This is a genomic window from Mumia zhuanghuii, assembly GCF_042681565.1.
Classification (GTDB): Bacteria; Actinomycetota; Actinomycetes; order Propionibacteriales; family Nocardioidaceae; genus Mumia.
In genome coordinates this window covers 1901030-1923473 of the sequence record NZ_JBHUFT010000008.1, presented here as the reverse complement: position 1 = coordinate 1923473, position 22444 = coordinate 1901030, and the positions used below count along the sequence as shown (strand labels likewise).

Below are 22444 nucleotides of genomic sequence, written 5' to 3'. Positions count from 1 at the left end.
GCCGTACGTGACTTTTGGACGGACCCTGCTCCTCTCCCGCCGACCCCAGAGGACGTGACGCCACGATGAATCGTGCCGAGATCGTCGACATCGCCAGCCAGATGGTCGCCGAGGGTGGCTGGAAAGCGCTCACTGTCCGCGCTGTCGCGGCGCGCGCCGAGATCGCCGTCGGAACGCTCCGCCACTACTTCGCTACCCAGGCCGAGCTGTTCTCGGCGGTCGGCCGTCGGCTCAACCCTGTCGATTTCGGTCTGGCTGACGTCGACCCCTCGCTCGTCGCGGCCGATGCCAAACTCCTCGCGGTGCTTCGCCAGATCCTCCCGCCGGTGTCGACCGAGCGAGACGCGATCATCGGGTGGTTCTTGACGCACGCCGAGGCGTACGGGCCTCAGGCTTGGGTGGAGATGGAGGACCTGCTCGTGGAGCGGAGCATGTGGCTGCGCGTCGACGTGGAGAAGACGCTGAACGCGATCGAGCGAGAGGGCGGGCGCCGAACGGAGCGCGACGTGAAGCACCAGGCGACGCTGCTGATCGCCGTCATCAGCGGTCTGCGTGCGCTCTTGCTGACCGATGAGGCGGTGTGGGACGACGATGCGGTCCACGTGCTCAAGGACGTCGTGCGAAGTCTCATCGTCGCGTGACGTCGTCGCGATAAGGTGCCCCGGTGCACGACTCCGACGACGCCGTCACGCGTCACGAGCAGAAGGAGCGCACCCGGCAGGCTCTCCTCGACGCCGCGCTCGAGCTCACCGACGAGCACGGATTCGCCGGGGTCAGCCTGCGACAGGTCGCGCGGCGTGCTGGCGTCGTCCCGACCGCGTTCTACCGACACTTCGCCACTATGGAGGAGCTCGGCCTGGCCCTCGTGGACCAGTCGTTCGACACCCTGCGCGGCATGATGCGCCTTGCACGCCAGGACCCCCAGACGTACGCCGACGTGATCACCGCCTCGGCATCGATCATCGTCGAGCAGGTCCAACTGCACCGGTCGCACTTCGCGTTCGTCGCCCGCGAGCGGTTCGGCGGGGTACCGGCGGTCCGCCACCGCATCCGTGACGAGCTGCGCCTGTACGTGAGCGAGCTGGCCATCGACCTGCGGACGTTCCCGCACCTCGACACGTGGAACGACGCGGACGTGCGGACGGCGTCACAGCTGTTCGTCAACATCATGGTGTCGACGGCGGAGCAGATCATCGAGTCGCCGGACCGGCCCGAGGTGCTCGAGCAGATCGAGACCGAGGCGCGCCGTCAGATGCGACTGATCGTCCTGGGGTATGCCGGATGGCGGTCGGAGCCACCGACATGACCGTGACCGTACGCTCCGACGGCACGGGTCACCTCGCGGGGACGCTGCACGTGGACGCACCCGTCCAGGCGGTGTGGGAGTACGTGACGGCATGGGAGCGCCAGAGCGAGTGGATCCCCGCAACCCGGGTCCGTACCGACGGCGACCTGATTGTCGCCCGCACGGGGCTCGGGCCGTTCGGCTTCGACGACCCGATGCGCGTGACCTCGTGGGACCCACCACACCGCTGCGACGTCGAGCACCTCGGGCGGGTCGTGTCCGGCACCGGGACATTCGTCTGCAGCCCCGACGCGACGGGCACGGGCACCGACTTCGGATGGTCTGAGGTGGTCCACGTCCCCGGTGGTCCGTTCGCGCCGCTGCTCTGGCGAGTCGCGACACCACTGCTGCGCCTGTCGTACGCACACGCGCTGGGCCGTCTGCGTCGCCGTCTCGCGCGCGAGGCCCGTTAGCCCCCCACTACCGCGAGCGCCTGGTCAACGAGGTCCGGCGCGTCGTACGGCAGCCAGACGATCCGCGGGTCCTTGCGGAACCACGAGTCCTGCCGCCTCGCGAACTTCCGCGTCCCCCGCACGGTCGCCTCGCGGGCCTCGTCCTCGGTCATCGTGCCGTCGAGAAAGGCGAGCACCTGGGAGTAGCCGAGCGCGCGGCTCGCGGTGCGCCCGCCGGCCAACCCCTCGGCCACGAGCCTGCGCACCTCGTCGACGAGACCGGCTTCCCACATCAGGTCCACGCGCCGGGCGATCCGCTCGTCGAGCACGTCGCGTGGGACGTCGATGCCGAGGAGTCGCACGTCGTCGTAGTACGCGGTGTGGGCCGGCAGCGTTGCGGCGAACGGACGACCGGTGATCTCGACGACCTCCAGCGCACGTACGATCCGGCGACCGTTGGAAACGAGGATGCTGGTCGCGGCGTCGGGGTCGAGCGCGGCGAGCCGCCGGTGCATCTCCTCAGGACCCTGCTCGCGCAGCTCGGCCTCGAGCCGCGCCCGTACGGCCGGGTCTGTGCCGGGAAACTCGAACGCGTCCAGCACGGCGCGGACATACAGCGCGGAGCCGCCGACGAGCACCGGAGTAACACCCCGCCCCCGTACCTCTTCCAACGCGGCACGCGCCCACCGTTGGAACTCAGCGACCGTCGCCGGCTCGGTGACGTCCAGGATGTCGAGGAGGTGGTGCGGGACCCCACCCCGCTCGGCCTCCGCCAGCTTGGCCGTACCGACGTCCATGCCGCGGTAGATCTGGTAGGCGTCGACGTTCACCACCTCGCCCCTGACACGTTGCGCGAGTGCGACGGCGAGGTCGGACTTGCCGGCGGCGGTCGGACCGACCACTGCGACGACGGGAGGGCTCACGGCGACCATTCTGACTGACGTAGATTCGAACACACACATCACACCGCATCCGGCCACGGCAGGAAGAGATCGGCATGAGCAAGTTCGACGAGGCCTTCGAGAAGTTCAAGGACTCCAGCGAGGACCTGGCCCGTGAGATGAAGGAGCGCGCGAGCACGCTCGTCACCGAGAACGGCGACAAGATTGACGACGCGCTCGTGACGGTGCGCGACAAGGCCAAGGAACTGAGCAAGGGCAAGTACGACGACAAGATCGACAAGGCCCACGCCGTCGCGAAGGAGCAGATCCACAAGCTCGACAAGGACCCGGGCGACGGACCAGGGACGGGGACGACCCCACCCTCGCCCACCGGCACCTGACGAGGCGTCGGTCCGCTCGCGGTCAGCGCCTGGTGACGGTGCGGCTCGGCTTCGACACGCGAGCCAGCATCGGCGCAGTACAGCCCCGCGCGTCGCTCACCCGCACGCAGCTGCATCGCACGTCCGTGGCGATCGGCGAGCATCGTGTTGCCCGCCGCGCCGGTGACGGTGCGCTCAGGGAAGTCGACCGCCGTGCGGATCCCAGGTGGGGGTACGGCCGGCGCGGGGGTGGTAGGTGACCCGACGAGCAGGCCCGCGACGATGTTGTCCAGGTCACATCAGACAATGTGGATTGACCGTGCCCCGGGCGCCACCGGACCCTGAGGCATGGGCCAAGCGACAGGCGGGACTGCAGCCGACGGCGGAGCGACCGACGCGTTCGCCGGGCGGATCTTCGCATCCGTTCTCGGCGCGATGGACTGCCTGACAATCGCCCTCGGCGACAGGCTCAACCTGTACGACCTCCTGTCCGAGCACGGTCCGCTCCGCCCCTCGCAACTGGCCTCCCTCGCAGGGATCGATGCACGATACGCCCGCGAATGGCTCGAGCAGCAAGCAGTCGCGGGCCTCATTGCGGTCGCCGCTCCCTCCGACGACGGCGACACCCGCACGTACGGGCTCAGCGCCGCGCAGCGCGAGGTGCTGTGCGACCGGTCGCTCGAGTCATACCTCACTCCCGTCACCCAGATCGTCGCTGCCGCCGGCGCCCGGTTGCCCGAGCTCGTCGACGCCTATCGCAGCGGTGGCGGGGTCGCGTGGCGCGACTACGGCCCGCGCATGCGGCGCGGCCAGGCCGATGCCAACCGTGCGCTGTTCCTCACCTCACTCCCACAGGTGTGGCTGCCGTCGCTGCCAGAGCTCCACGCGCGCCTTACCGACGGCGCGCGTGTCGCGGACATCGGCTGCGGCGACGGCTGGTCCACGATCGGCATCGCCTCCGGCTATCCCGCGAGCACCGTCGACGGCTTCGACCTGGACGCCGACTCAGTCGCGGCCGCGCGAAGGAACGCCGTCGCCCATGACGTCTCCGAACGGGTGGGCTTCCACCACGCTGACGCGGGATCCGTCGATGGGGCGTACGACTACACGCTGGTGACAGCCTTCGAGTGCATCCACGACATGCCAGACCCGGTGTCCGTGCTGGCGAGCATGCACGCGATGGCCGCTCCGGACGGGTGGGTGCTGGTCGTAGACGAGCGAGTGCCCGACGCGTTCAGCGGTCCCGGGGACCCCGTCGAGCAGCTGATGTACGGCTACTCGGTCCTCGTCTGCCTCCCCGACGGGATGTCACACCGCCCAACCCGCGCCACAGGGACGGTGATGCGGCTGGACGTGCTCCGCGGCTACGCCCGCGAGGCAGGCTTCGCCGACGTCGCAGTGCTGGCGATCGAGAACGATATGTTCCGCGTCTACCGGTTAGTGCAAAGTCCCCCACGTGGTGTTCCGGGGCCGCTCGGGCGGTAAGCCCGCCGCCAGCAAGTACGTGATCAAGCGGGGCGGCTCCATACGTCCTTTCGGCTCCAGACGGCGACCCAGTAGGCGACGCCGTACGGCGCCCCGTCATAGCGGAGTCGCGCCGCCCATCCTTCCGCCGCGTCGGCACGCACGGTCGCGGCGAGCGCTCGGAACGCCGGGGCGCCACTCGCCCACAGTGCGTCGGCGAGAGCGGGGTCCAGCGAGGCGAGGGCGTCGAGATCGACGCCGGCCAGCGCCGTACCGATCACCGCGTCGAAGGCGAGTGACCGCACATCCACGTGGCCCGGAGCCGATTCTTCTCGCTTCGCGGTGCCATCGGCGAGGACGAGCAACGCCGTACGGACGTGGCCGCCGAGGTCGATCGCGGTGCCCGTGGTCTCGCGGAAGGTACGCGGAAGCGTGACGCCCGCCGCGGAGAGCAACCACTCCCCCAGCGGCAGCGCGGACCCAGGCCGGACGTCGCTGGCGCCCGTATCGAGGCACTCGTACCCGAACGCCGAGAAGTCCGCGACCACCGAGTCGTATGCCTCCTCCCCAGGCCCGGGCGCCACGACCATGACCCTGTCGGCCACCCCCGCCGCCTCGCGCACGGCCTCGATCGCGGCGGCGCGCAGCGGCTCCAGCTCTCCCGCCGCGCCGGCGGCGATCTCGGGGACGAGCAACGGTGTCTGCGGGACCACGGCGACGGCGACGAGCACGTCACGAGGCTAACGCGACCGCCGGACACGCCGCCTAGAGTGCTGTGCATGAGACACGCGCTCGTCCCCGCCTCGTACGTGATGCTGCTCCGTGGCCCGCTGGGTGAGGAGGAGATCCTGCTGCACCTGCGGCAGAACACCGGCTTCCGCGACGGGTGCTGGGCGATGATCGCCGGCCACGTCGACGCGGACGAGTCCGTACGGACGGCGGCTCAGCGCGAGGCGTACGAGGAGGCCGGTGTCTCGATCGCCCCCGACGCGTTGGAACCGCTGACGACGCTGCACCGGTGGGTCGAGGGCGGCCCCGCGCTCGAGCAGCGGGTCGACTTCTTCTGGATCGCGCGCGCCTGGGACGGAGAGCCCCGCATCGTGGAGCCCGAGAAGGCTGCTGACCAGCGGTGGTTCAGGCTGCGCGACCTCCCCCAGCCCGGGGTCGAGCACGAGATCGTGGTGATCGAGACCTACCTCCGCGGCCCGGTGCCACCGATCCTCACGCTGACGTCGCACGCCGCACGGTGACGCCTAAGATTTGAGCAGATCACCACACTACGTACCCGGGGGACCCATGGGACTGCTCGACAAGTTCAAGGACAACGCCGACGGCCTGAAGGACAAGGCTCAGGACCTGATCAAGGAGCACGGCGACAAGATCGACCAGGGCATCGACAAGGCCGCCGACCTCGCCAGCGACAAGACCGGTGGCAAGCACGACGACAAGATCGACAAGGGCGCCGACGCGCTCAAGGACGGGGTCGACAAGATCGACGGCGACCCGACGACCTGACGGTCAGCAGGCGCAGGCCGGCCCGTCGCTGACAGGCAGCGGAGCCGGCGCGCCGATGCTCGGCATGCCGAGCCCGACACCCACCGCGACGGGTGCGGTGTTGCGGGCCTCCCACGCGTCGCCCGCACGCGTCCGGCGCACCGCGACCGGCGTCCCATCAGCCATCAGGTGGTGGGGCGCCGCCTTCGTGAGGACGACCTCCACGACGTCACCCGGCCGCACCTCGACACTGTCCGGCCTCGAGAAGTGCACGAGCCGGTTGTCGCGCGAGCGTCCGGTGAGACGGTGGGTGGCCTCGTCCTTCTTGCCGCCCTTGCCCGCGCTCGTGTCGGCGACGAGCAGCTCGACGGTCGTCCCGACGAGCGCCTTGTTCTCGTCCCACGCGATCTCGTTGACGAGCGCGACCAGCCGGTCGTACCGCTCCTGCACGACAGCCTTGGGCAGCTGCGCGTCCATGGTCGCGGCTGGCGTGCCGGGGCGCGGTGAGTACTGGAACGTGTACGCGGAGCTGAACCGCGCCTGACGGACGACGTCCAGCGTCTCGAGGAAGTCCTCCTCGGTCTCCCCCGGGAAGCCGACGATGATGTCGGTGGTGATCGCGGCGTCGGGCATCGCGGCGCGCACGCGCTCGATGATGCCGAGGAAGCGGTCCTTGCGGTACGACCGGCGCATCGCCTTCAGCACACGGTCGGACCCGGACTGCAGCGGCATGTGCAGCTGGGGCATGACGTTCGGCGTCTCGGCCATCGCCTCGATGACGTCGTCGGTGAACGCGGCGGGGTGCGGGGAGGTGAAGCGGACCCGCTGCAGGCCCTCGATCTCGCCGCATGCGCGCAGCAGCTTGCCGAACGCGAACCGGTCGCCGAACTCCACCCCGTACGAGTTGACGTTCTGGCCGAGCAGCGTGACCTCGACGACGCCCTCGGCGACGAGCGCCTCGATCTCGGCGAGGATCTCGCCCGGCCGACGGTCCTTCTCTTTGCCGCGCAGGCTCGGGACGATGCAGAAGGTGCACGTGTTGTTGCACCCGACGCTGATCGAGACCCACGCGGCGAACACCGACTCGCGCTTGGTCGGCAGCGTCGACGGAAACACCTCGAGCGACTCGAGGATCTCGACCTGGCTCTCCTCCTGGACCCGCGCGCGGTCGAGCAGCGCCGGCAGGGAGCCGATGTTGTGGGTGCCGAAGACCACGTCCACGTACGGGGCGCGCTTCGTGATGGTGTCGCGGTCCTTCTGGGCGAGGCAGCCGCCGACGGCGATCTGCATGCCCGGGTTCTCGCGCTTGATGCTGGCGATGTGGCCGAGCGTGCCGTACAGGCGGTTGTCGGCGTTCTCACGGACCGCGCACGTGTTGAACACGACGACGTCGGCGGGCTTCTCGGCCCCGCCGACGGGCGGTGCGGCGACATAGCCGGCGTCCTCGAGCAGGCCCGACAGGCGCTCGGAGTCGTGCACGTTCATCTGGCACCCGTAGGTGCGCACCTCATACGTCTTAGGCATAGCCCTCCCAGGGTACGGGGCCCGCCGTGGCTCCCGACACTCTCCTGGCAAGGGGTCACGTTCTGACAACAACCGAGAGGCCTGAGGGACGACGAGTTGGCCGCATCGCAGCGCTCACCGTACCTTTCTCACATGTCGGATGACTCGTACGACTCGGCCGCTGGCGTGCCATCATCCAGCGGATCCACTACCGCCACGGACACCTACATGGTCGCCATGGACGACGTCCAGAAGTGGTTCGGAGACCTCCACGTCCTCAAGGACATCAACCTTCACGTGACTCCTGGCGAGGTCGTGGTGGTGATCGGCCCGTCCGGTTCGGGCAAGTCGACGCTGTGCCGCGCGATCAACCGCCTCGAGCCGATCGACGAGGGAACGATCGCGATCGACGGCTCCGAGCTGCCTGCGGAGGGCCGCATGCTCGCCCAGCTGCGCGCCGACGTCGGCATGGTGTTCCAGTCGTTCAACCTCTTCGCACACAAGACGGTCCTCGAGAACGTGATGCTCGGGCCGGTCAAGGTTCGCAAGAAGTCGAAGGCCGACGCCGAGAAGCGCGCGATGGAGCTCCTGACGCGGGTCGGCGTCGAGTCGCAGGCCAACAAGTACCCTGCCCAGCTCTCAGGTGGGCAGCAGCAGCGCGTCGCGATCGCCCGCGCCCTGGCCATGGACCCGAAGGTCATGCTCTTCGACGAGCCCACCTCCGCCCTTGATCCGGAGATGATCAAGGAAGTCCTCGACACGATGGTCGCGCTGGCCAAGGGTGGCATGACGATGATCGTCGTCACCCACGAGATGGGCTTCGCTCGTACGGCCGCCGACCGCGTCGTCTTCATGGCCGACGGGCAGATCCTCGAGGAGGAGACTCCGCAGGAGTTCTTCGACAACCCGAAGACCGACCGTGCCAAGGACTTCCTCGCGAAGATCCTCAAGCACTGAGCCGGCGGGCCTCGGGGCCTGTGCTCGACTCCGATGCATGACCAGTCCGACACCGCTACGACCAGTTCAGGGAAACGTACGACGGGTGCCGCACGGGCGCCGCTAGCAAGGGAGAAGTCATGAAGATCCGTAGGACCAAGATCGCGGTGATCGCCGCCGCAGCAGCGCTCACGCTCGCCGGGTGCGGCGATGCCGGCGACGACGGCGACAGCAGTGACGGCGGCAACGGCGGGTTCACCCCCGAGGTCGCCGAGGACGTGACGTTCGACGACGGCACCCGCATGGCGGAGCTCGCGGACGCCGGCACCGTGAAGATCGGCGTGAAGTACGACCAGCCGGGCATCGGCTTCAAGTCGGCCACGTCGGACACGCCGGTCGGGTTCGACCCCAACATGGGCAAGATCCTCGCCGCCCAGCTCGGCATCCCCGCCGACAAGATCGAGTGGGTCGAGACGATCTCGGACAACCGTGAGCCGTTCCTCCAGAACAGCACGGTCGACTTCGTCATCGCCTCGTACTCGATCACCGACGAGCGTCGCCAGGTCGTCGGCCAGGCAGGCCCGTACTACGTGACCGGCCAGCAGCTGCTCGTCGCGGCCGATGACGACTCGATCAACGGCCCGGACGACCTGTCCGGCAAGAAGGTCTGCTCGGTCACCGGCTCGACCTCGATCAAGACGGTCGAGGAGGAGTACGGCGCGACGCCGGCCGGCTTCGACACGTACTCGGAGTGTGTCGAGCAGCTCAAGACCGGCTCGGTCGACGCCGTGACCACCGATGGTGCGATCCTCGCCGGCTACGCCGCTGAGGATCCCGACGCCCTCAAGGTCGTCGGTGAGCCCTTCTCGGAGGAGCGCTACGGCATCGGCTACAACAAGGACCAGGCCGGCATGTGCGACTTCATCAACACGACGCTCGAGGGCGCGTTCGAGGACGGCGAGTGGGAGGCAGCGTTCGACGACACCCTGGGCAAGGGTGGCATCGACCTGCCGGAGACCCCGACTCTCGATCCCTGCCCGTGATCTCGACGGTGACGGGGTCGGCTCCGGCCGGCCCCGTCACCAGTCCTGTCCAACCCTCGACCTCGTGAGGAGGTGACACGTGGACGCTTTGACCGAGAACTGGGACATCATTCTCGAAGGCTTCCTCAAAACGCTGCAGCTGCTCGTCGGCGCGGGCGCGCTCGCGCTCGTCGTCGGCACCGTCATCGCGATGTTCCGCGTCAGCCCCGTACCGGTGCTGCGCCGTACGGGCGCGGTCTACGTGGCGATCTTCCGCAACAGCCCGCTCCTGGTGCTGCTGCTGATCACCTATTACGGCCTTCCGCAGCTCGGGATCAACCCGAGCTTCTACTGGAAGATCGTCCTCGCGATGGGTCTCTACACGGCCGCGTTCGTCGCTGAGTCGCTACGGTCCGGCATCAACGGCATCCCCCTCGGGCAGGCCGAGGCGTCGCGCTCCCTGGGCTTCACGTTCGGCCAGTCGATGACGCAGGTGGTCCTCCCGCAGGCCTTCCGCAACGTGGTCCCGCCGCTGGCCAGCGTCTTCATCGCCCTCACCAAGAACACCTCGCTCGCGATGTCGTTCGGCATCGCCGAGGCGGCGTTCCGGATGAAGGGCCTCATCAACGACTACGCCGCCGACCGCTGGACGATCTTCATCGGGATCGCCCTCGGCTACATCATCATCGTCGAGGCGATCTCTCTCGGGGCCGCCCTGCTCGAGCGACGCTGGAGGGCAGAGCGATGAGCCAGAGCACCGTCCTTTACGACACCCCGGGCCCCCGCGCGCGGCGCCTGTACCGCATCATCGGCGCCCTCACCGTCATCGGCCTCATCGTGCTCGGCTACGTGGTCGTCAACACGCTCGCCGACAACGGTCAGCTCGAGTACGAGGGGGTCTGGGAGCCCTTCGTCACCCCGGCCTTCCTCGAGATCCTCTGGGGTGGGCTGCTCGACACGTTGAGAGCGGCCGTCTTCGCCATCATCGGTGCCCTGATCTTCGGCGTCATCTTCGGGATCGGGAAGCTGTCGGAGCACCGCTTCGTCCGCTGGCCGTGCTGGCTCATCGTCGAGTTCTTCCGCGCCGTGCCGCTGCTGATCCTCATCGTCTTCCTCTGGTCGCTCTACTCACTCCAGCTCGACCGCTCGTTCCAAGCGCTCGTAATCGGGCTGGTGCTCTACAACGGCTCCGTGCTCGCCGAGGTGTTCCGCGCCGGCATCAACGCCGTCCCCAAGGGGCAGGCGGAGGCCGCGTACGCGCTGGGCATGCGCAAGTACCAGGTGATGGGGTCCATCCTCATGCCGCAGGCCGTCAAGATCATGCTGCCGTCGATCATCAGCCAGTGCATCGTCGCCCTCAAGGACACCTCGCTCGGCTTCGTCATCCTCGCCCCGGGCCTGACCACGGTCGGGCGGCAGATCTGGCGCCAGTTCGGCAACTACCTCGCGACCGCGCTGGTGCTGCTGGTGATCTACCTGGTCATCAACCTGCTGCTCGACTGGCTCGGGCGCTGGGTCGAGCGCCGCTACACCGGCGGCCGCAGGCTCGACGTCAGCGCGGTGGGCGTACTCGGCGAGCAGGAACGGTTGGCGCAGGCCCAGGTCGAGGCTGCGCGTCAGACCGCGACGATGGGCGGCTCCGGCGTCGGCGGCACGACCGGCTGAGTGCCAGTCGAGACCCGCTCAGCGCACGTATACGCTGCCGTCGAAGTTGAGCATGCCTGCCGACTCGAGCCCGATGGTGGTCTCGCTGTTCTCGTCGCCGTCGGCGTGGGTCTCCACGTCGACGGCGGCGATCTCGGCGAGCGGGATCGCGTGCACCGCGGCGGTGCGGATGCCGTTGCCCGAGCGATCGGTGAGCACCCCCTCCTCCAGGAACAGGTAGCCGCCGCGCAGGCCGAGGACCCTGGCGTATGGGTGCAGCTCACGGCTGCCGTCGACGCGGCGTACGGACAGGGTGCTGAAGGCGTTGGTCTCGCTGGTCACGGGCACAGTGTCGCACCCGCGGCCGAGCGCGGGTTCACTTCGACGGCTTCGGTGTGACCCAGAGGTGGATAACGCCCTCGACGACGCGCGTGCCGTCGTCGCGGGTGGCGTAGACGGTCACGTCGACCTCGGGCGCGTTCGCCCAGTCGGCGTCGGTGGTCTCGGCGACGCAGACGAGGTCGCTGGTCGACTTCGCGAGGTACGAGACGTCCATCCCCTTCGGAAGCCACCGGTAGCCCTCGGGCACGGTCGCCTCTGCGAGCAGCCCCATCGCGGCCTCGAGCCCGTTGCACACGGCGATGGCGTGGACGGTGCCGATGTGGTTCTGGACGCCCCAGCGCTTCGGCACGACGAGCTCGGCGCGGTGGGCACGCATCTCGCGCACCCGCGGGCGGACCGTACGGAAGTAGGGCGCCTTCAGCGAGAAGGCGAGACCGAACAGCCGGTCGCCCAGCGGGAGGGACGAGATGCGCGTGTAGAGGGCGAGCGTCTGGTTCATGGTCGGGACACTAGCAGGTTTGTTACTCGTCGGTAACTGGTCCAGCGACGTGATCCCTCGAAGCACGGCACACGATCTGGGCGTACTCCTCCCCCGGCATCTGGATCCACTGCCGCTGCGCGAATCCGAGCTTGTCGAGCACCCGCAAGGACGCTGCATTGCGCGCATCCGGGCAGGCGACGAACCACCGTGCATCACGGTGGCCGGGGAGCACGACGTCACGCAGGTACGCCGCGAGCACCTGCGTCCCGAGCCCGCGCCCAACCTCGCGCGGATCTCCGATCAGGTAGTCGAACCCAACGGACCCCGGCAGCTGCACCCGTACGGCCAGGTCGTCGTCGGCGGCAACCGGGTAGTCCTGCAAGGAACCGACCGGCGCACCGTCGACCTCGACCACCCACATCCGGGTCGGATCGTCGCCACTCAAGCGCGCGCCGTACCACTTCCGCGCGTCGGGGACATCAGCCGGCGGGTCGCGGAACCACGCGAGCACGTGCGGCTCGTGCCGCCAGCCGACCAGCAGGCCGAGGTCGCTCTCGTCCATCGGACGGAAGACGATCGAGGGCATGGTCCGAGATTAGTGGCGCGTCTACCCTCGGGACCATGGGACGCACCGCGCTCCTCGTCGCCGGCCTCGTGCTCGCCGGCTGCACGCCCTCGCCGGTCGAGCCTGTCGAGACCCCGCCGGTCGAGCCCACCCCGCCGGTCGAGCCTGTCGAGACCCCCGAGACCCCCCGCATCCTCGTCACCCACCACCACTCCCCCTTGCGTGTGCTGTCCGCCGACGGCGCTGTACGGCTTCTCGGCTCGGGCTCCCTGTCCGGCCTGCGCCTGCTCACCGACCGCTCCGACGTCCCAGCCGCTCAGCGTCCCGGCGATGCCGCCGCCGTCGTTGCGCGAGTGAGGCGCGACCCTAACCTCATCGGCTACGTGCCTGTGTCGGCGGTCGACGAGACCGTCCGCCCCGTCCGGGTGGGCAGTGTCGACCCGCTGCGCGACCCTGCCGCCTACCCTTTGCGCAGCGAGGTCGCTCCGCCCGATCCGGACATCGTGACGCTCGCGATCACCGGCGACCTCATGCTCGGTCGCAGGGTCGGGGCTCATCTGCGCGAGGCCGGCGGCCCGACGACGGTGTTCCGCCCGTTCCTGAAGCGGCTCGCGGCCGCCGACATCACCGTGGGCAACCTCGAGTCCACGCTGTCGCAGCGCGGCTCACCGACGCAGGGCGGTGACTCGTTCGGCGCGGACCCGAACGTGCGGGGCGCGTTGCGGGCGGCCGGGTTCGACGTGATCGGGCTCGCCAACAACCACGTCGGCGACTTCGGCGCGGCGGCGATGCGCGACACGTTCCGGCTGCTCCGCGAGGGTGGCCTCCCGTACGTCGGTGCGGGCAGGAACCGCGCGGAGGCCGAGCGTCCGCTGGTCGTCGAGCGTGGCGACACGTCGGTGGGTTTCCTCGCGGTCGACTCGATCGGCGAGAGCCCCGCCGCGACGGGGTCGTCTGCGGGGACAAGCCGGCTCGACATGCCGCCTCGTACCGGGCCGATGGACGAGGAACGCCTCGCGCGCCTCGCACGGCAGGTAAGGGCGCTTGCCCGCAAGGTCGACATCGTCATCGTGTTGACGCACTGGGGCACGCAGTACACGAACGTGCCCGAGCCATCCCAGCGCCGCGTCGCTCGCGTGCTCGCGCAGGCCAGCGCGGACGTGGTCGTCGGCGGCCATCCACACTGGCTGCAAGGGCTCGAGCAGGTCGGTGACACGCTTGTCGCACACTCGCTCGGCAACTTCGTGTTCGACATGGACCTCCAGCAGCGCACGCGTGAGGGGGCCGTCCTCGAGCTCGTGCTGTGGGACGGCGTCGTCAAGGGCGCCCAGCTCGTCCCGTACGTGATCGGCGACGACTTCACCCCGCGTCCCGTACGAGGAGGTCGGGCAGAGCGCATCCTCGCCACCGCGTGGGAGACCAGCCGCGGTCCTTACGCACTCCCCTGACTGCCCTCCGCCGGTCGAGTCCGCGGGAGCTCAGCGGAGCCAGCGCCAGGTGATCGAGGCGACGCGGCGCAGCTGCAGGTCGTCAACGGCGTTCGGCCGGTCGCCCTCGGAGTGGTAGCCGGCGTACGGGATGCTCCCGAGCCGTGCAGCGGGGACGTCAGCCTTCTCGTACGACCAGTGGTCGCTCGCACGGTCTTCGCACGTGGTCGTCGGGATGCCGCCTGCGGCGTCGACCAGCGCGCGCACGACGCGGCCGGTGCTCGTGCCGCCGTCGCACACCGGGACGGATCGTCCGCGCACTCCCACGCGGTCGAGCGACACCATCGCCCTTGTGGCGCGGCGCTCGGCCGCCGACATCTGCACAACGCGGTGCTGCGACCCGAAGTGGTGGAGGGCATCGCCAGGTCCGCGCGGCTCCTCCGCTCCGAACGCGACAAACCGCACCGGGAGGCGGGTCCCGTTCTCCATGGCGAGGCGTGCAAGCTCGCGGACGACGGCGACGCCCGACGCGTTGTCCTCAGCGCCTGGCGAGACCGCGACGGTGTCGAGGTGCGCGCCGACGACCAAGTGCGGCCGGGACGGCTCGAAGCCGGGCGGGTCCGCGATGACGTTGAGCGAACGTCCCGCCTCGACCGGTACGCCCCACGAGTCGCCTGCCGGCACGCGGAAGGACTCGTCGGTGATGGTGTAGCCGAGGCCGCTCAGCTCAGCACGGAACCAGTCGGCGGCCTCGTGGAAGGCGGGAGAGGTCGCGAGGCGCGGCCCGATCCGTACGGCGAGGTGGCGGATCGCGGTCCGCATCGAGGCGACGTCGACCGTCGGCGAGGTCTCGACGGGCTCGACCGACGGAGGTGGCGAGGTCTCGACGGACGGGGGCGGCGGTTCGGAGGTCGTCCGAGCGCCGTCGTCCACGCCCCCGCTGCACGCGCTCAGCAGCAGGAGCGCCGCACCTGCGACGACGCTGCGCATGGCCCCATGGTGGCACCACGCAGCGCCTCAGTCGTCCCAGTCGCCGGCGTCGAACGGGTCGACCTCAGCGCCGATCTCCTCGCGGACGATGCGGTAAGCCAGTCCGGGACCATATCCCTTGCGTCCGAGGACACCGACCAGCCGGCGGACCTTCACCTGCTCGTCGACGTTGCGGAGCGAGCGGAGCTTTTTGCGGACCAGCGCCCGCGCGACCTCCTCCTCGGAGGCGGGATCGATCGCGTCGATGGTATCGCGCACGATCTCGTCGTCGACGCCCTTGCGGCGCAGCTCGAGCGCGAGCGCGCGCCCGGAGAGCCCACGTATCTGCTGGCGCGACCGCACCCACAGCTGCGCGAACTCCTCGTCGTCGACAAGCCCGACCGCCTCGAACCGGTCGAGCATCCGCTCCGCGATCTCGTCCGGGACGTTGCGCCGCCCGAGCTGGGTCGCAAGCTCGGCGCGTGAGCGCGGTCGCTCGGCGAGGCGGTCGAGCAGGATCTTGCGGGCGATCGCCTCGTGGTCCGGCTCCGGCCCGAGATCACGATCGACCTCCGGCTCGACGTCGCGGCCGGGGCCTCGTCGGCGACGAGACCCCGCACCCTGCCTGCGGGCCATGCTCAGAAGTCGACCTCGACGACCTTGCCGGCCTTCTTGCCGCCCTTGGCATCAGCGACGACATCGGCCGGCTCGTCCACGACGGCACCGATGCCGAGGTGCTCCATGATCTTCTTCTCGAGCTCGTTGGCGAGGTCGGGGTTGTCGCGCAGGAAGTTGCGCGCGTTCTCCTTGCCCTGGCCGAGCTGATCGCCCTCGTAGGTGTACCAAGCGCCGGCCTTGCGGACAAAGCCCGCCTCGACACCGACATCGAGGAGACTGCCCTCGCGGCTGATGCCCTGGCCGTACATGATGTCGAACTCGGCCTGCTTGAACGGCGGGGCCATCTTGTTCTTGACGACCTTGCAGCGCGTGCGGTTGCCGACCATGTCGGTGCCGTCCTTGAGCGTCTCGATGCGTCGGACGTCGAGGCGGACGGAGGCGTAGAACTTGAGCGCCTTGCCGCCCGTCGTCGTCTCGGGCGAGCCGAACATCACGCCGATCTTCTCGCGGAGCTGGTTGATAAAGATCGCGGTCGTGCCGGCGCCGTGGATCGCACCGGTGAGCTTGCGCAGCGCCTGGCTCATGAGGCGGGCCTGCAGACCGACATGGCTGTCACCCATCTCGCCCTCGATCTCGGCGCGCGGCACGAGTGCGGCCACCGAGTCGATGACGATGATGTCGAGCGCCCCGGAGCGGATCAGCATGTCGGCGATCTCGAGCGCCTGCTCACCGGAGTCAGGCTGGGAGATCAGCAGCGCGTCGGTGTCGACGCCCAGAGCCTTGGCATAGTCGGGGTCGAGCGCGTGCTCGGCGTCGATGAACGCCGCGATGCCGCCGGCGCGCTGCGCGTTGGCCACGGCGTGGAGCGCGACCGTCGTCTTGCCGGAGGACTCCGGCCCGTAGATCTCGACGATGCGGCCGCGCGGGAGCCCGCCGATGCCGAGGGCGATGTCGAGCGAGATCGCCCCGGTGGGGATGACCTCGATCGGGATCTTGCCACGCTCACCGAGGCGCATCACCGATCCCTTGCCGTGCGAGCGCTCGATCTGCGCCATCGCCGCGTCGAGTGCCTTGTCGCGGTCCTTCGGTGCGCCCTTGCCGGGGTCAGCAGCCATCAGCGTGGTCCCTTCAACATTCGTGTCCGCCGGTCATCTACGACGTTAGAGACCGGCACTGACACTCGTACGGCTCGTACGGGCGCCTGTGGATGCCGGGTCTCTGCGTCGACCTGTGGGACGACTCTAGTCCGAACACCTGTTCGATGCGACTACCGACACGCGCGTGTCGCGTGTCGGTAGTCGCGTCGATCCCCAGGGGGGCGGCTGAGCGCTCAGACTGCGGGCGCGAAGCGGTCCCACGCCCGGTGCAGCGCCATGGCCTCCTGGACACCGGCGAGCACCTCAGCCCCGTTCTCGCCTCGGACGATGCCGAGGCCGTCGGCTCCCAGGGCGTCCAGCACGGCCGCGCCGGCGCCCCACGCCCCGATGGCCTTGGCCTGTCGGAAGCACTCCTCTACCAGCAGCACCACGCGCGGGTCGATCGTGGTCGTCCCGGCCGTACCCGCCTTCTCGTCGCGCAGCGGCAGCGCGTCCGGCGCCGGAACCGGCGCGCCGGCGAGGAGAACGGCGTCGAACTCCACCGACCGCGCCGTCGCGAAGGTCCGCTGCACGGTGATCCCGTCGCCGACCGTCCCGCCGTGCGGAGCGATCACGAGCGGCATCATGCCGGCCTCGAAGATCGTCGTGCTGATCGCGTCGACGCCGGACAGGTCACCGTCCGGGTCGACAACGATGCCGACGATACGTCCGTCCGACGGCCACGTCTCGCCCACCTGCGAGAGCGCGGGGCTCGGCACGGGCTCGGCCAGCTCGATCGTCGGCGACGGTGCAGGCAGGCCCAGACCCGTGGCGACCTCGGCGCAGAGCACCGGGTCGATGTTCGCCAGGCACTCCAGCTGACGTTCCTTGATCGTCTGCTCGTAGCACTTGCCCAGCTCGAACGTGTAGGCGCGGATGATGTGCTCCTGCTCCACCGGCGTCATGCTCTTCCAGAAGAGCCGCACCTGGCTGAAGTGGTCGTCGTACGAGGCAGGCTGTGCCCGTACCTTCGTGCCTTCGGCCACGCGCACCGCGAGATGCTCGAAGGCCCCTTCGACGTCGGCGCCGGCATGGAACGGACAGCCACCATCGAGCGAATTGGGCCGGTACGGCGCCACCCCCGCGTGCACGGCGTGCTGGTGGAAGCCGTCGCGGAGCATGTCGTTGACCTCGGTGTGCGGCCGGTTCACGGGGAGCTGGTTGAAGTTCGGCCCCCCGAGCCGCGTCAGCTGCGTGTCGACGTACGAGAACAGGCGCGCCTGCACCAGCGGATCATCCGTCGCGTCGATCCCGGGGACCAGGTGCCCGACGTGGAAGGCCACCTGCTCGGTCTCGGCGAAGAAGTTCGTCGGGTTCGCAGTGAGCACCATCAGGCCCACCGGCTGCACGGGAGCCAGCTCCTCGGGCACGATCTTCGTCGGGTCGAGAAGGTCGATGCCGTCGAACATCTGCTCTGGGTTGTCCGGGAAGACCTGCAGGCCCAACTCCCATGCGGGGAAGGCACCCGCCTCGATCGCGTCGTACAGGTCACGCCGGTGGAAGTCCGGGTCGACGCCGGCGGCGATCTGGGCCTCTTCCCAGGTCAGCGAGTGCACGCCGAGCCGCGGCTTCCAGTGGAACTTCACCAGCGAGGTCTCCCCAGCGGCGTTCTCCACGCGGAAGGTGTGAACGCCGAACCCCTCCATCATCCGGTAGGAGCGCGGGATGCCGCGGTCGGACATGTTCCACATCGTGTGGTGCTGCGCCTCGGTGTGCAGCGAGACGAAGTCCCAGAAGGTGTCGTGGGCGCTCTGCGCCTGCGGGATCTCCCGGTCCGGGTGGGGCTTGCCGGCGTGGATGACGTCGGGGAACTTGATGCCGTCCTGGATGAAGAACACCGGGATGTTGTTGCCGACGAGGTCGAAGTTGCCCTCGTCGGTGTAGAACTTCGTCGCGAAGCCGCGCGTGTCGCGGACCGTGTCCGCCGAGCCGCGGGAGCCCAGCACGGTCGAGAAGCGCACGAACGTCGGCGTCTCCACGCCTTCGCGCAGGAACGTCGCCCTGCAGACGGCGTCGGCGGTGCCGTAGCCCACGAACACGCCGTGCGCCCCGGCGCCTCGGGCGTGCACCACCCGCTCGGGGATGCGCTCGTGGTCGAAGTGGGTGATCTTCTCGCGCAGGTGGTGGTCCTGAAGCAGTGTCGGGCCCCGCTCACCTGCCTTGAGGGAGTGGTCGGTGTCGCGTAGGCGAACCCCTGCCGACGTCGTCAGGAAGGTCTCCTGCTGCGCCCGGGCGGTCAGCGGCGCACCAGTCTCCACGCCGGTGGCGGTACGGGTCGCGGGCGCGGACTGGTCGGGCTTCGGCGGCAGCGGCTCACGCGGTTCCGTCGGCTCGGCGAGACTCGGCGGCTCCACACCCGGAGCGCCCGGGATCGCACGCTCTGCATCTCCGGTGAGGCCGTGGACGACCCGATCGAAGGTCTCTTTGGCCAGCTGTTTGAGATCCATCGTCTCTCCTCGTTGATCGGAACGGCTTACCGGTCGTACGAGGGGCCGGTACCCGCGCGGGGTCCCTGCACACCACCGACCGCCGGCGATCTCCGATCTCGAGGCGACGTCAGCGCTCGGCCGGCGGCAGCTGCAACGCCGCCCAGACGGCACGCCAGACCGTCTTGGGGGCGACCCCGGCGTCGAGCGCCTCGGTGACGGTCCGCCCGCCGAGCTCGGCCAGCACCTGGTGGTCGGCCCACACCGGGGCGTACCCGCCACCGAGGTGCTTTTCCATGCGCTCCCAGAGCTCGCTGTGCCTCACTCGGCCAGTATGCGGGTGCGCTCCTTGCCGACCCCGCCGGCCGCCGGCTCCGCGCCGCCCTCGCGCAGGCCGTACCGCTCCCACCACCGGCGCAGCGGGCCCGGCGCCCACCAGTTCGCGCGGCCGAGGAGCTTCATCGTCGCGGGCACCATGACGAGCCGGACGAGGGTGGCGTCGATCAGCAGCGCCACGAGCATCCCGACGCCGATCATCTTCATGAACACGATCCCCGACGTCGCGAACGCGCCGATCACGACCGCGAGCAGCAGCGCCGCGCTGGTGATGATCCGACCGGTCTTCTGGACGCCCGTCGCGACCGCGACCTCGTTGTCACCGGTGACGTCCCACTGCTCGCGGATCCGCGACAGCAGGAACAGCTCGTAGTCCATCGACAACCCGAACAGGATCGCGAACATCAAGATCGGCTGCGTCCCGTCGAGGTAGCCCGACGACGTGTAGCCGAGCAGTCCCTCAAGGTTGCCGTCGGCGAAGATCCACGTCACCACCCCGAACGCCGCCGTGATCGACACGATGTTGACCAAGACGGCCTTGATCGGGAGCACCACCGATCCGAACGCGACGAACAGCAGCACCAGCATCGCCGCCACGATCAGCCCGATCATCAGCGGGAGCCGGTCACCGATCTCGTCGAGCATGTCGACCGTCTGCGCCGTCGTGCCACCCACGTACGCGTCCGCGGGCGCGTCGACCGCACGCAGATCTCGTACGAGGTCCTGGGACGACTGGCTCTGCGAGGTGCCAGACCACGTGACGTCGACGAGTGTGCCGCCGTCGTCGGCGGCCACCGTACGTGCGTCTGCCACGCCGTCCACGGTGCGCAGGTCGGTGACGTACGACGCCACGTCGGCCCGGTCGTCGGTGGCGAGGAACACCTGCGCGTCGCTCGTCGGTCCGCCGAAGCCATCCTCGAGCCTCTCCGTGGCGATCCGCGACGGTGCGTCCGCCGGCAGCGCCCGGTGATCGACGCTCCCCCACGACGCCGACAGGAACGGGCTCGCGAGCAGCAAGAGGAAGGCGGTGACCAGCGCGAGGCTCACGATCGGCCTGCGCATGACCGTGCGGGCGAAGCGCGCCCAGCCCTGGGACGGACGCCGCGCCCGACGTCGCCACGGCATCGCGCCGGCCTCGATACGCCTGCCGAGCAGCGCGAGCGTCGCCGGGAGCAGCGTCAACGCCGCGGCCATCGCGACGACCACGGCGGCCACCCCGCCGTACGCCATCGAGCGCAGAAACGTCTGCGGGAAGACCAGCAGCGCGGACATCGCCATGGCGACGGTCAGTCCGGAGAAGAGGACCGTACGGCCAGCGGTACGCATCGTCGCGCCGACGGCGTCATGCACCTGCGCGCGGTCGGAGGAGTCGCGTACGGCCAGCTCGTCGCGGAAACGGCTCACCACGAACAGCGCGTAGTCGATCGCGAGCCCCAGTCCAAGCAGTGTGATGATGTTGATCGCGAAGACCGACACGTCGGTGACGGTGGTCAGCAGCCGCACGACTGCGAGGGCACCGAGCACCGCGACGGCCCCGATGCCGACCGGCATGAGTGCGGCCACGACCGACCCGAAGACGATCAGGCTGAGCACGAGCACGAGCGGCATCGACAGCATCTCGGCGCGGGCGATGTCTTCGGAGACGATCGTGTTGACGTCGTCGAAGACCGCCCACTGACCCGCGACCGCGAGGTCGAGCGTCCCGTCGTCGACAGCGGCGCCGTCGAGCGCGGGCCGGACCTCGTCGTACGCCTCGAGCAGCGCGTCCTGGTCCTCGCCGGTCAGGGTGATCAGGACACTCGTCGCGTGCCGGTCGCGCGAGACCAGCGACTCGGTCCCCGGCGGGCCGTACGCGACGACCTCTTCGACGGCCTCGGCGGGCAGCCCCGCGACGACGTCGGCGACCGCCTCGCGGAACGGTGCCGCGTCGACCGTCATGTCCTTGCTCTCGTAGACCGCGACGAGGTCGGCACCGTGGCGCCCGACGGTCTCGTCGATCAGCTCGGAGGCGCGGTACGACTCGCTGCCGGGATCGTCGAACCCACCGTCGCTGAGAGCGCCGAACACCCCTGTGCCGTACGCCCCCGCGGCCACGACCACCAGCAGTCCCAGGCCGAGCACCCATCCCGCTCGTCGTGCGACGAAGCGTCCCCACCGTTCCATCGGAATCCCCCGTCATCTTCACCACAGTGAATGGCGTTCACTATTGTTAACAGCGTTCACCGCTAACACTGTTCACTATGCTGAGCGGATGGACGCGATGTCAAGGGGTCGGCCCACACGCCGCGACCAGCAGCGCCAGGCGACCCTTGACGAGATCGTGCGCACGGCACGTGCGCTCCTCGTCGAGACGCACGAGATCTCACTGCGCGCGGTGGCGCAGACGATGGGGATGACCGCGCCGGCGCTCTACCGCTACGTGAGCAGCCTCGAGGACCTCACGTTGCGCGTCGCGGCGCAGGTGTACGACGACCTGCTCGCCACGCTCGAGGCGACCGCCGCCCCGTACGAGGGCGACCCGGCGGCCCAGGTCGTCGCCGGCTCTACCGCGTTCCGGCAGTGGTCGCTGCAGAACCCTCAGGAGTTCGGGCTGACCTTCGCGAATCCGATCACGAGCGGCGCCAAGTCCGTCGACCTCGGCGCGGACCTGCTCGGAGGCCCCGTCGAGCCGCCGTCGGGCGCCACGGTGGTCGGAGCGGAGTGCACGGCGGCGGCGCATCGCTTCGGCAACTTCTTCGGGCGGCTCGTCGTCGAGATCTGGGAGCGCCAGGGCTATCCGGCGACCGGCCCGGTCCCCGCTCCCGCCGAGGAGAGCTTCACGACGTCGCTGACGTCGAAGCTCAATACCGACGTCCCCACCGAAGCGACGTGGGCCTTCGTCCGCGCGTGGTCTCGCCTGTACGGGACGACGGCGTTGGAGGTGTTCGGGCACATCGACAAGGAGGTCGTCGCCACCGGCGCGCTCTACCGCGACATGATGAACGACTGCGCCGAGGTCCTCGGCCTGCAGGCGCGGCGTACCGACCTCCAGCGTGTCGTCAGCGAGGTGCTGGAAGCCGAGCCCGCACCCTGAGCCCCAGGCG

At 69.5% G+C, this 22444-nt stretch carries 25 protein-coding genes; 13 read left to right on the top strand and 12 right to left on the bottom strand.

Features of this window, described 5'->3' with window-relative positions:
• Positions 1-65: 65 nt before the first annotated feature.
• From ACFSDF_RS17710 to ACFSDF_RS17700, 3 genes are read left to right on the top strand one after another with little or no spacing between them, the layout of a single operon-like run.
• Positions 66-641, top strand: coding sequence for a TetR/AcrR family transcriptional regulator (locus tag ACFSDF_RS17710; RefSeq protein WP_167250537.1), 576 nt, complete (start codon positions 66-68; stop codon positions 639-641).
• 23 nt (positions 642-664) lie between these two features.
• Positions 665-1306: a TetR family transcriptional regulator gene (locus tag ACFSDF_RS17705; protein ID WP_167003357.1), complete on the top strand. Its 642-nt coding sequence runs from the start codon at positions 665-667 to the stop codon at positions 1304-1306.
• Complete coding sequence (locus tag ACFSDF_RS17700) at positions 1303-1758, top strand: SRPBCC family protein (RefSeq protein WP_377158519.1); 456 nt, start codon at positions 1303-1305, stop codon at positions 1756-1758. The genes ACFSDF_RS17705 and ACFSDF_RS17700 overlap by 4 nt, the downstream gene beginning before the upstream one ends.
• Here the strand turns inward: ACFSDF_RS17700 and miaA are convergent.
• Positions 1755-2669: a tRNA (adenosine(37)-N6)-dimethylallyltransferase MiaA gene (miaA, locus tag ACFSDF_RS17695; protein WP_182397092.1), complete on the bottom strand. Its 915-nt coding sequence runs from the start codon at positions 2667-2669 to the stop codon at positions 1755-1757. The genes ACFSDF_RS17700 and miaA overlap by 4 nt on opposite strands.
• A gap of 65 nt (positions 2670-2734) precedes the next feature.
• Here miaA and ACFSDF_RS17690 point away from each other — a divergent pair, with 65 nt between their 5' ends.
• On the top strand, positions 2735-3019 hold the full coding sequence (locus ACFSDF_RS17690) for an antitoxin (protein ID WP_167003360.1): 285 nt from the start codon (positions 2735-2737) through the stop codon (positions 3017-3019).
• Between the two features lie 327 nt (positions 3020-3346).
• Entirely contained in the window at positions 3347-4483 is a 1137-nt protein-coding gene (locus tag ACFSDF_RS17685; RefSeq protein ID WP_167003362.1) for a class I SAM-dependent methyltransferase, read from the top strand.
• A 23-nt stretch (positions 4484-4506) separates the two neighbouring features.
• Here ACFSDF_RS17685 and ACFSDF_RS17680 read toward each other — a convergent pair whose 3' ends face one another.
• The gene (locus tag ACFSDF_RS17680) at positions 4507-5193 is read right to left on the bottom strand and encodes a class III extradiol ring-cleavage dioxygenase family protein (protein WP_167003364.1); all 687 of its coding nucleotides are present in this window, start codon (positions 5191-5193) and stop codon (positions 4507-4509) included.
• Between the two features lie 48 nt (positions 5194-5241).
• On the opposite strand from ACFSDF_RS17680, the gene ACFSDF_RS17675 reads away from it, so the two are divergent.
• Both ACFSDF_RS17675 and ACFSDF_RS17670 read left to right on the top strand, forming a co-directional pair.
• Positions 5242-5712 (top strand): NUDIX domain-containing protein, encoded by a 471-nt coding sequence (locus ACFSDF_RS17675; RefSeq protein WP_167003366.1) that lies wholly within the window; start codon positions 5242-5244, stop codon positions 5710-5712.
• Positions 5713-5758: 46 nt separating this feature from the next.
• Entirely contained in the window at positions 5759-5977 is a 219-nt protein-coding gene (locus tag ACFSDF_RS17670) for an antitoxin (protein WP_167003368.1), read from the top strand.
• Between the two features lie 3 nt (positions 5978-5980).
• On the opposite strand, the gene miaB is transcribed toward ACFSDF_RS17670, so the two are convergent.
• The gene (miaB, locus tag ACFSDF_RS17665) at positions 5981-7480 is read right to left on the bottom strand and encodes a tRNA (N6-isopentenyl adenosine(37)-C2)-methylthiotransferase MiaB (RefSeq protein WP_167003370.1); all 1500 of its coding nucleotides are present in this window, start codon (positions 7478-7480) and stop codon (positions 5981-5983) included.
• Between the two features lie 207 nt (positions 7481-7687).
• Here miaB and ACFSDF_RS17660 point away from each other — a divergent pair, with 207 nt between their 5' ends.
• The 4 genes from ACFSDF_RS17660 (at position 7688) to ACFSDF_RS17645 (ending at position 11082) form a co-directional block, all read left to right on the top strand.
• Positions 7688-8416: an amino acid ABC transporter ATP-binding protein gene (locus ACFSDF_RS17660; RefSeq protein WP_167004872.1), complete on the top strand. Its 729-nt coding sequence runs from the start codon at positions 7688-7690 to the stop codon at positions 8414-8416.
• Positions 8417-8535: 119 nt separating this feature from the next.
• Entirely contained in the window at positions 8536-9438 is a 903-nt protein-coding gene (locus ACFSDF_RS17655) for a glutamate ABC transporter substrate-binding protein (RefSeq protein WP_167003372.1), read from the top strand.
• A gap of 79 nt (positions 9439-9517) precedes the next feature.
• A complete protein-coding gene (locus ACFSDF_RS17650; protein ID WP_167003374.1) occupies positions 9518-10165 on the top strand; it encodes an amino acid ABC transporter permease in 648 nt (215 codons plus the stop codon).
• Positions 10162-11082 (top strand): amino acid ABC transporter permease, encoded by a 921-nt coding sequence (locus ACFSDF_RS17645; protein ID WP_167003376.1) that lies wholly within the window; start codon positions 10162-10164, stop codon positions 11080-11082. Before ACFSDF_RS17650 ends, ACFSDF_RS17645 begins: the two co-directional genes overlap by 4 nt.
• 18 nt (positions 11083-11100) lie before the next feature.
• Here the strand turns inward: ACFSDF_RS17645 and ACFSDF_RS17640 are convergent, their stop codons facing one another.
• The 3 genes from ACFSDF_RS17640 to ACFSDF_RS17630 are packed head-to-tail and all read right to left on the bottom strand — an operon-like array spanning position 11101 to position 12470.
• A complete protein-coding gene (locus tag ACFSDF_RS17640; protein WP_167003378.1) occupies positions 11101-11403 on the bottom strand; it encodes a hypothetical protein in 303 nt (100 codons plus the stop codon).
• A gap of 34 nt (positions 11404-11437) precedes the next feature.
• Complete coding sequence (locus ACFSDF_RS17635; protein WP_167003379.1) at positions 11438-11902, bottom strand: hotdog fold domain-containing protein; 465 nt, start codon at positions 11900-11902, stop codon at positions 11438-11440.
• Between the two features lie 22 nt (positions 11903-11924).
• The gene (locus ACFSDF_RS17630) at positions 11925-12470 is read right to left on the bottom strand and encodes a GNAT family N-acetyltransferase (protein WP_167003381.1); all 546 of its coding nucleotides are present in this window, start codon (positions 12468-12470) and stop codon (positions 11925-11927) included.
• Between the two features lie 35 nt (positions 12471-12505).
• Here ACFSDF_RS17630 and ACFSDF_RS17625 point away from each other — a divergent pair, with 35 nt between their 5' ends.
• Complete coding sequence (locus ACFSDF_RS17625; protein WP_377158513.1) at positions 12506-13897, top strand: CapA family protein; 1392 nt, start codon at positions 12506-12508, stop codon at positions 13895-13897.
• A gap of 30 nt (positions 13898-13927) precedes the next feature.
• Here ACFSDF_RS17625 and ACFSDF_RS17620 read toward each other — a convergent pair whose 3' ends face one another.
• The 6 genes from ACFSDF_RS17620 to ACFSDF_RS17595 all read right to left on the bottom strand — a co-directional run bounded on the left by ACFSDF_RS17620 (position 13928) and on the right by ACFSDF_RS17595 (position 21524).
• On the bottom strand, positions 13928-14866 hold the full coding sequence (locus ACFSDF_RS17620) for a M28 family metallopeptidase (protein WP_167250523.1): 939 nt from the start codon (positions 14864-14866) through the stop codon (positions 13928-13930).
• Positions 14867-14893: 27 nt separating this feature from the next.
• A complete protein-coding gene (locus ACFSDF_RS17615; protein WP_377158511.1) occupies positions 14894-15481 on the bottom strand; it encodes a regulatory protein RecX in 588 nt (195 codons plus the stop codon).
• A gap of 2 nt (positions 15482-15483) precedes the next feature.
• Positions 15484-16578 carry a recombinase RecA gene (recA, locus tag ACFSDF_RS17610; protein ID WP_167003388.1) on the bottom strand — a complete coding sequence of 365 codons (1095 nt, stop codon included), beginning with the start codon at positions 16576-16578 and terminating at the stop codon, positions 15484-15486.
• 215 nt (positions 16579-16793) lie between these two features.
• A complete protein-coding gene (locus tag ACFSDF_RS17605) occupies positions 16794-19046 on the bottom strand; it encodes a catalase (protein ID WP_167250521.1) in 2253 nt (750 codons plus the stop codon).
• 109 nt (positions 19047-19155) lie between these two features.
• Positions 19156-19350, bottom strand: coding sequence for a DUF3046 domain-containing protein (locus tag ACFSDF_RS17600; protein WP_167003392.1), 195 nt, complete (start codon positions 19348-19350; stop codon positions 19156-19158).
• Positions 19347-21524, bottom strand: a complete 2178-nt coding sequence (locus tag ACFSDF_RS17595; RefSeq protein ID WP_377158508.1) for an MMPL family transporter — start codon at positions 21522-21524, stop codon at positions 19347-19349. Before ACFSDF_RS17595 ends, ACFSDF_RS17600 begins: the two co-directional genes overlap by 4 nt.
• An 88-nt stretch (positions 21525-21612) precedes the next feature.
• On the opposite strand from ACFSDF_RS17595, the gene ACFSDF_RS17590 reads away from it, so the two are divergent.
• Positions 21613-22434: a TetR/AcrR family transcriptional regulator gene (locus ACFSDF_RS17590; RefSeq protein ID WP_377158506.1), complete on the top strand. Its 822-nt coding sequence runs from the start codon at positions 21613-21615 to the stop codon at positions 22432-22434.
• Positions 22435-22444 lie beyond the last annotated feature (10 nt).

What these genes read in the sequence shown, in the direction of transcription:
- ACFSDF_RS17625 (WP_377158513.1), top strand. Translation starts at nt 12,506, where the DNA reads ATGGGACGCACCGCGCTCCTCGTCGCCGGCCTCGTGCTCGCCGGCTGC.
- ACFSDF_RS17605 (WP_167250521.1), bottom strand. Translation starts at nt 19,046, where the DNA reads ATGGATCTCAAACAGCTGGCCAAAGAGACCTTCGATCGGGTCGTCCAC.
- ACFSDF_RS17670 (WP_167003368.1), top strand. Translation starts at nt 5,759, where the DNA reads ATGGGACTGCTCGACAAGTTCAAGGACAACGCCGACGGCCTGAAGGAC.
- ACFSDF_RS17620 (WP_167250523.1), bottom strand. Translation starts at nt 14,866, where the DNA reads ATGCGCAGCGTCGTCGCAGGTGCGGCGCTCCTGCTGCTGAGCGCGTGC.
- ACFSDF_RS17655 (WP_167003372.1), top strand. Translation starts at nt 8,536, where the DNA reads ATGAAGATCCGTAGGACCAAGATCGCGGTGATCGCCGCCGCAGCAGCG.
- ACFSDF_RS17685 (WP_167003362.1), top strand. Translation starts at nt 3,347, where the DNA reads ATGGGCCAAGCGACAGGCGGGACTGCAGCCGACGGCGGAGCGACCGAC.
- ACFSDF_RS17700 (WP_377158519.1), top strand. Translation starts at nt 1,303, where the DNA reads ATGACCGTGACCGTACGCTCCGACGGCACGGGTCACCTCGCGGGGACG.
- ACFSDF_RS17615 (WP_377158511.1), bottom strand. Translation starts at nt 15,481, where the DNA reads ATGGCCCGCAGGCAGGGTGCGGGGTCTCGTCGCCGACGAGGCCCCGGC.
- ACFSDF_RS17710 (WP_167250537.1), top strand. Translation starts at nt 66, where the DNA reads ATGAATCGTGCCGAGATCGTCGACATCGCCAGCCAGATGGTCGCCGAG.
- miaB (WP_167003370.1), bottom strand. Translation starts at nt 7,480, where the DNA reads ATGCCTAAGACGTATGAGGTGCGCACCTACGGGTGCCAGATGAACGTG.
- miaA (WP_182397092.1), bottom strand. Translation starts at nt 2,669, where the DNA reads ATGGTCGCCGTGAGCCCTCCCGTCGTCGCAGTGGTCGGTCCGACCGCC.
- ACFSDF_RS17630 (WP_167003381.1), bottom strand. Translation starts at nt 12,470, where the DNA reads ATGCCCTCGATCGTCTTCCGTCCGATGGACGAGAGCGACCTCGGCCTG.
- ACFSDF_RS17645 (WP_167003376.1), top strand. Translation starts at nt 10,162, where the DNA reads ATGAGCCAGAGCACCGTCCTTTACGACACCCCGGGCCCCCGCGCGCGG.
- ACFSDF_RS17675 (WP_167003366.1), top strand. Translation starts at nt 5,242, where the DNA reads ATGAGACACGCGCTCGTCCCCGCCTCGTACGTGATGCTGCTCCGTGGC.
- ACFSDF_RS17590 (WP_377158506.1), top strand. Translation starts at nt 21,613, where the DNA reads ATGGACGCGATGTCAAGGGGTCGGCCCACACGCCGCGACCAGCAGCGC.
- recA (WP_167003388.1), bottom strand. Translation starts at nt 16,578, where the DNA reads ATGGCTGCTGACCCCGGCAAGGGCGCACCGAAGGACCGCGACAAGGCA.
- ACFSDF_RS17660 (WP_167004872.1), top strand. Translation starts at nt 7,688, where the DNA reads ATGGTCGCCATGGACGACGTCCAGAAGTGGTTCGGAGACCTCCACGTC.
- ACFSDF_RS17595 (WP_377158508.1), bottom strand. Translation starts at nt 21,524, where the DNA reads ATGGAACGGTGGGGACGCTTCGTCGCACGACGAGCGGGATGGGTGCTC.
- ACFSDF_RS17690 (WP_167003360.1), top strand. Translation starts at nt 2,735, where the DNA reads ATGAGCAAGTTCGACGAGGCCTTCGAGAAGTTCAAGGACTCCAGCGAG.
- ACFSDF_RS17635 (WP_167003379.1), bottom strand. Translation starts at nt 11,902, where the DNA reads ATGAACCAGACGCTCGCCCTCTACACGCGCATCTCGTCCCTCCCGCTG.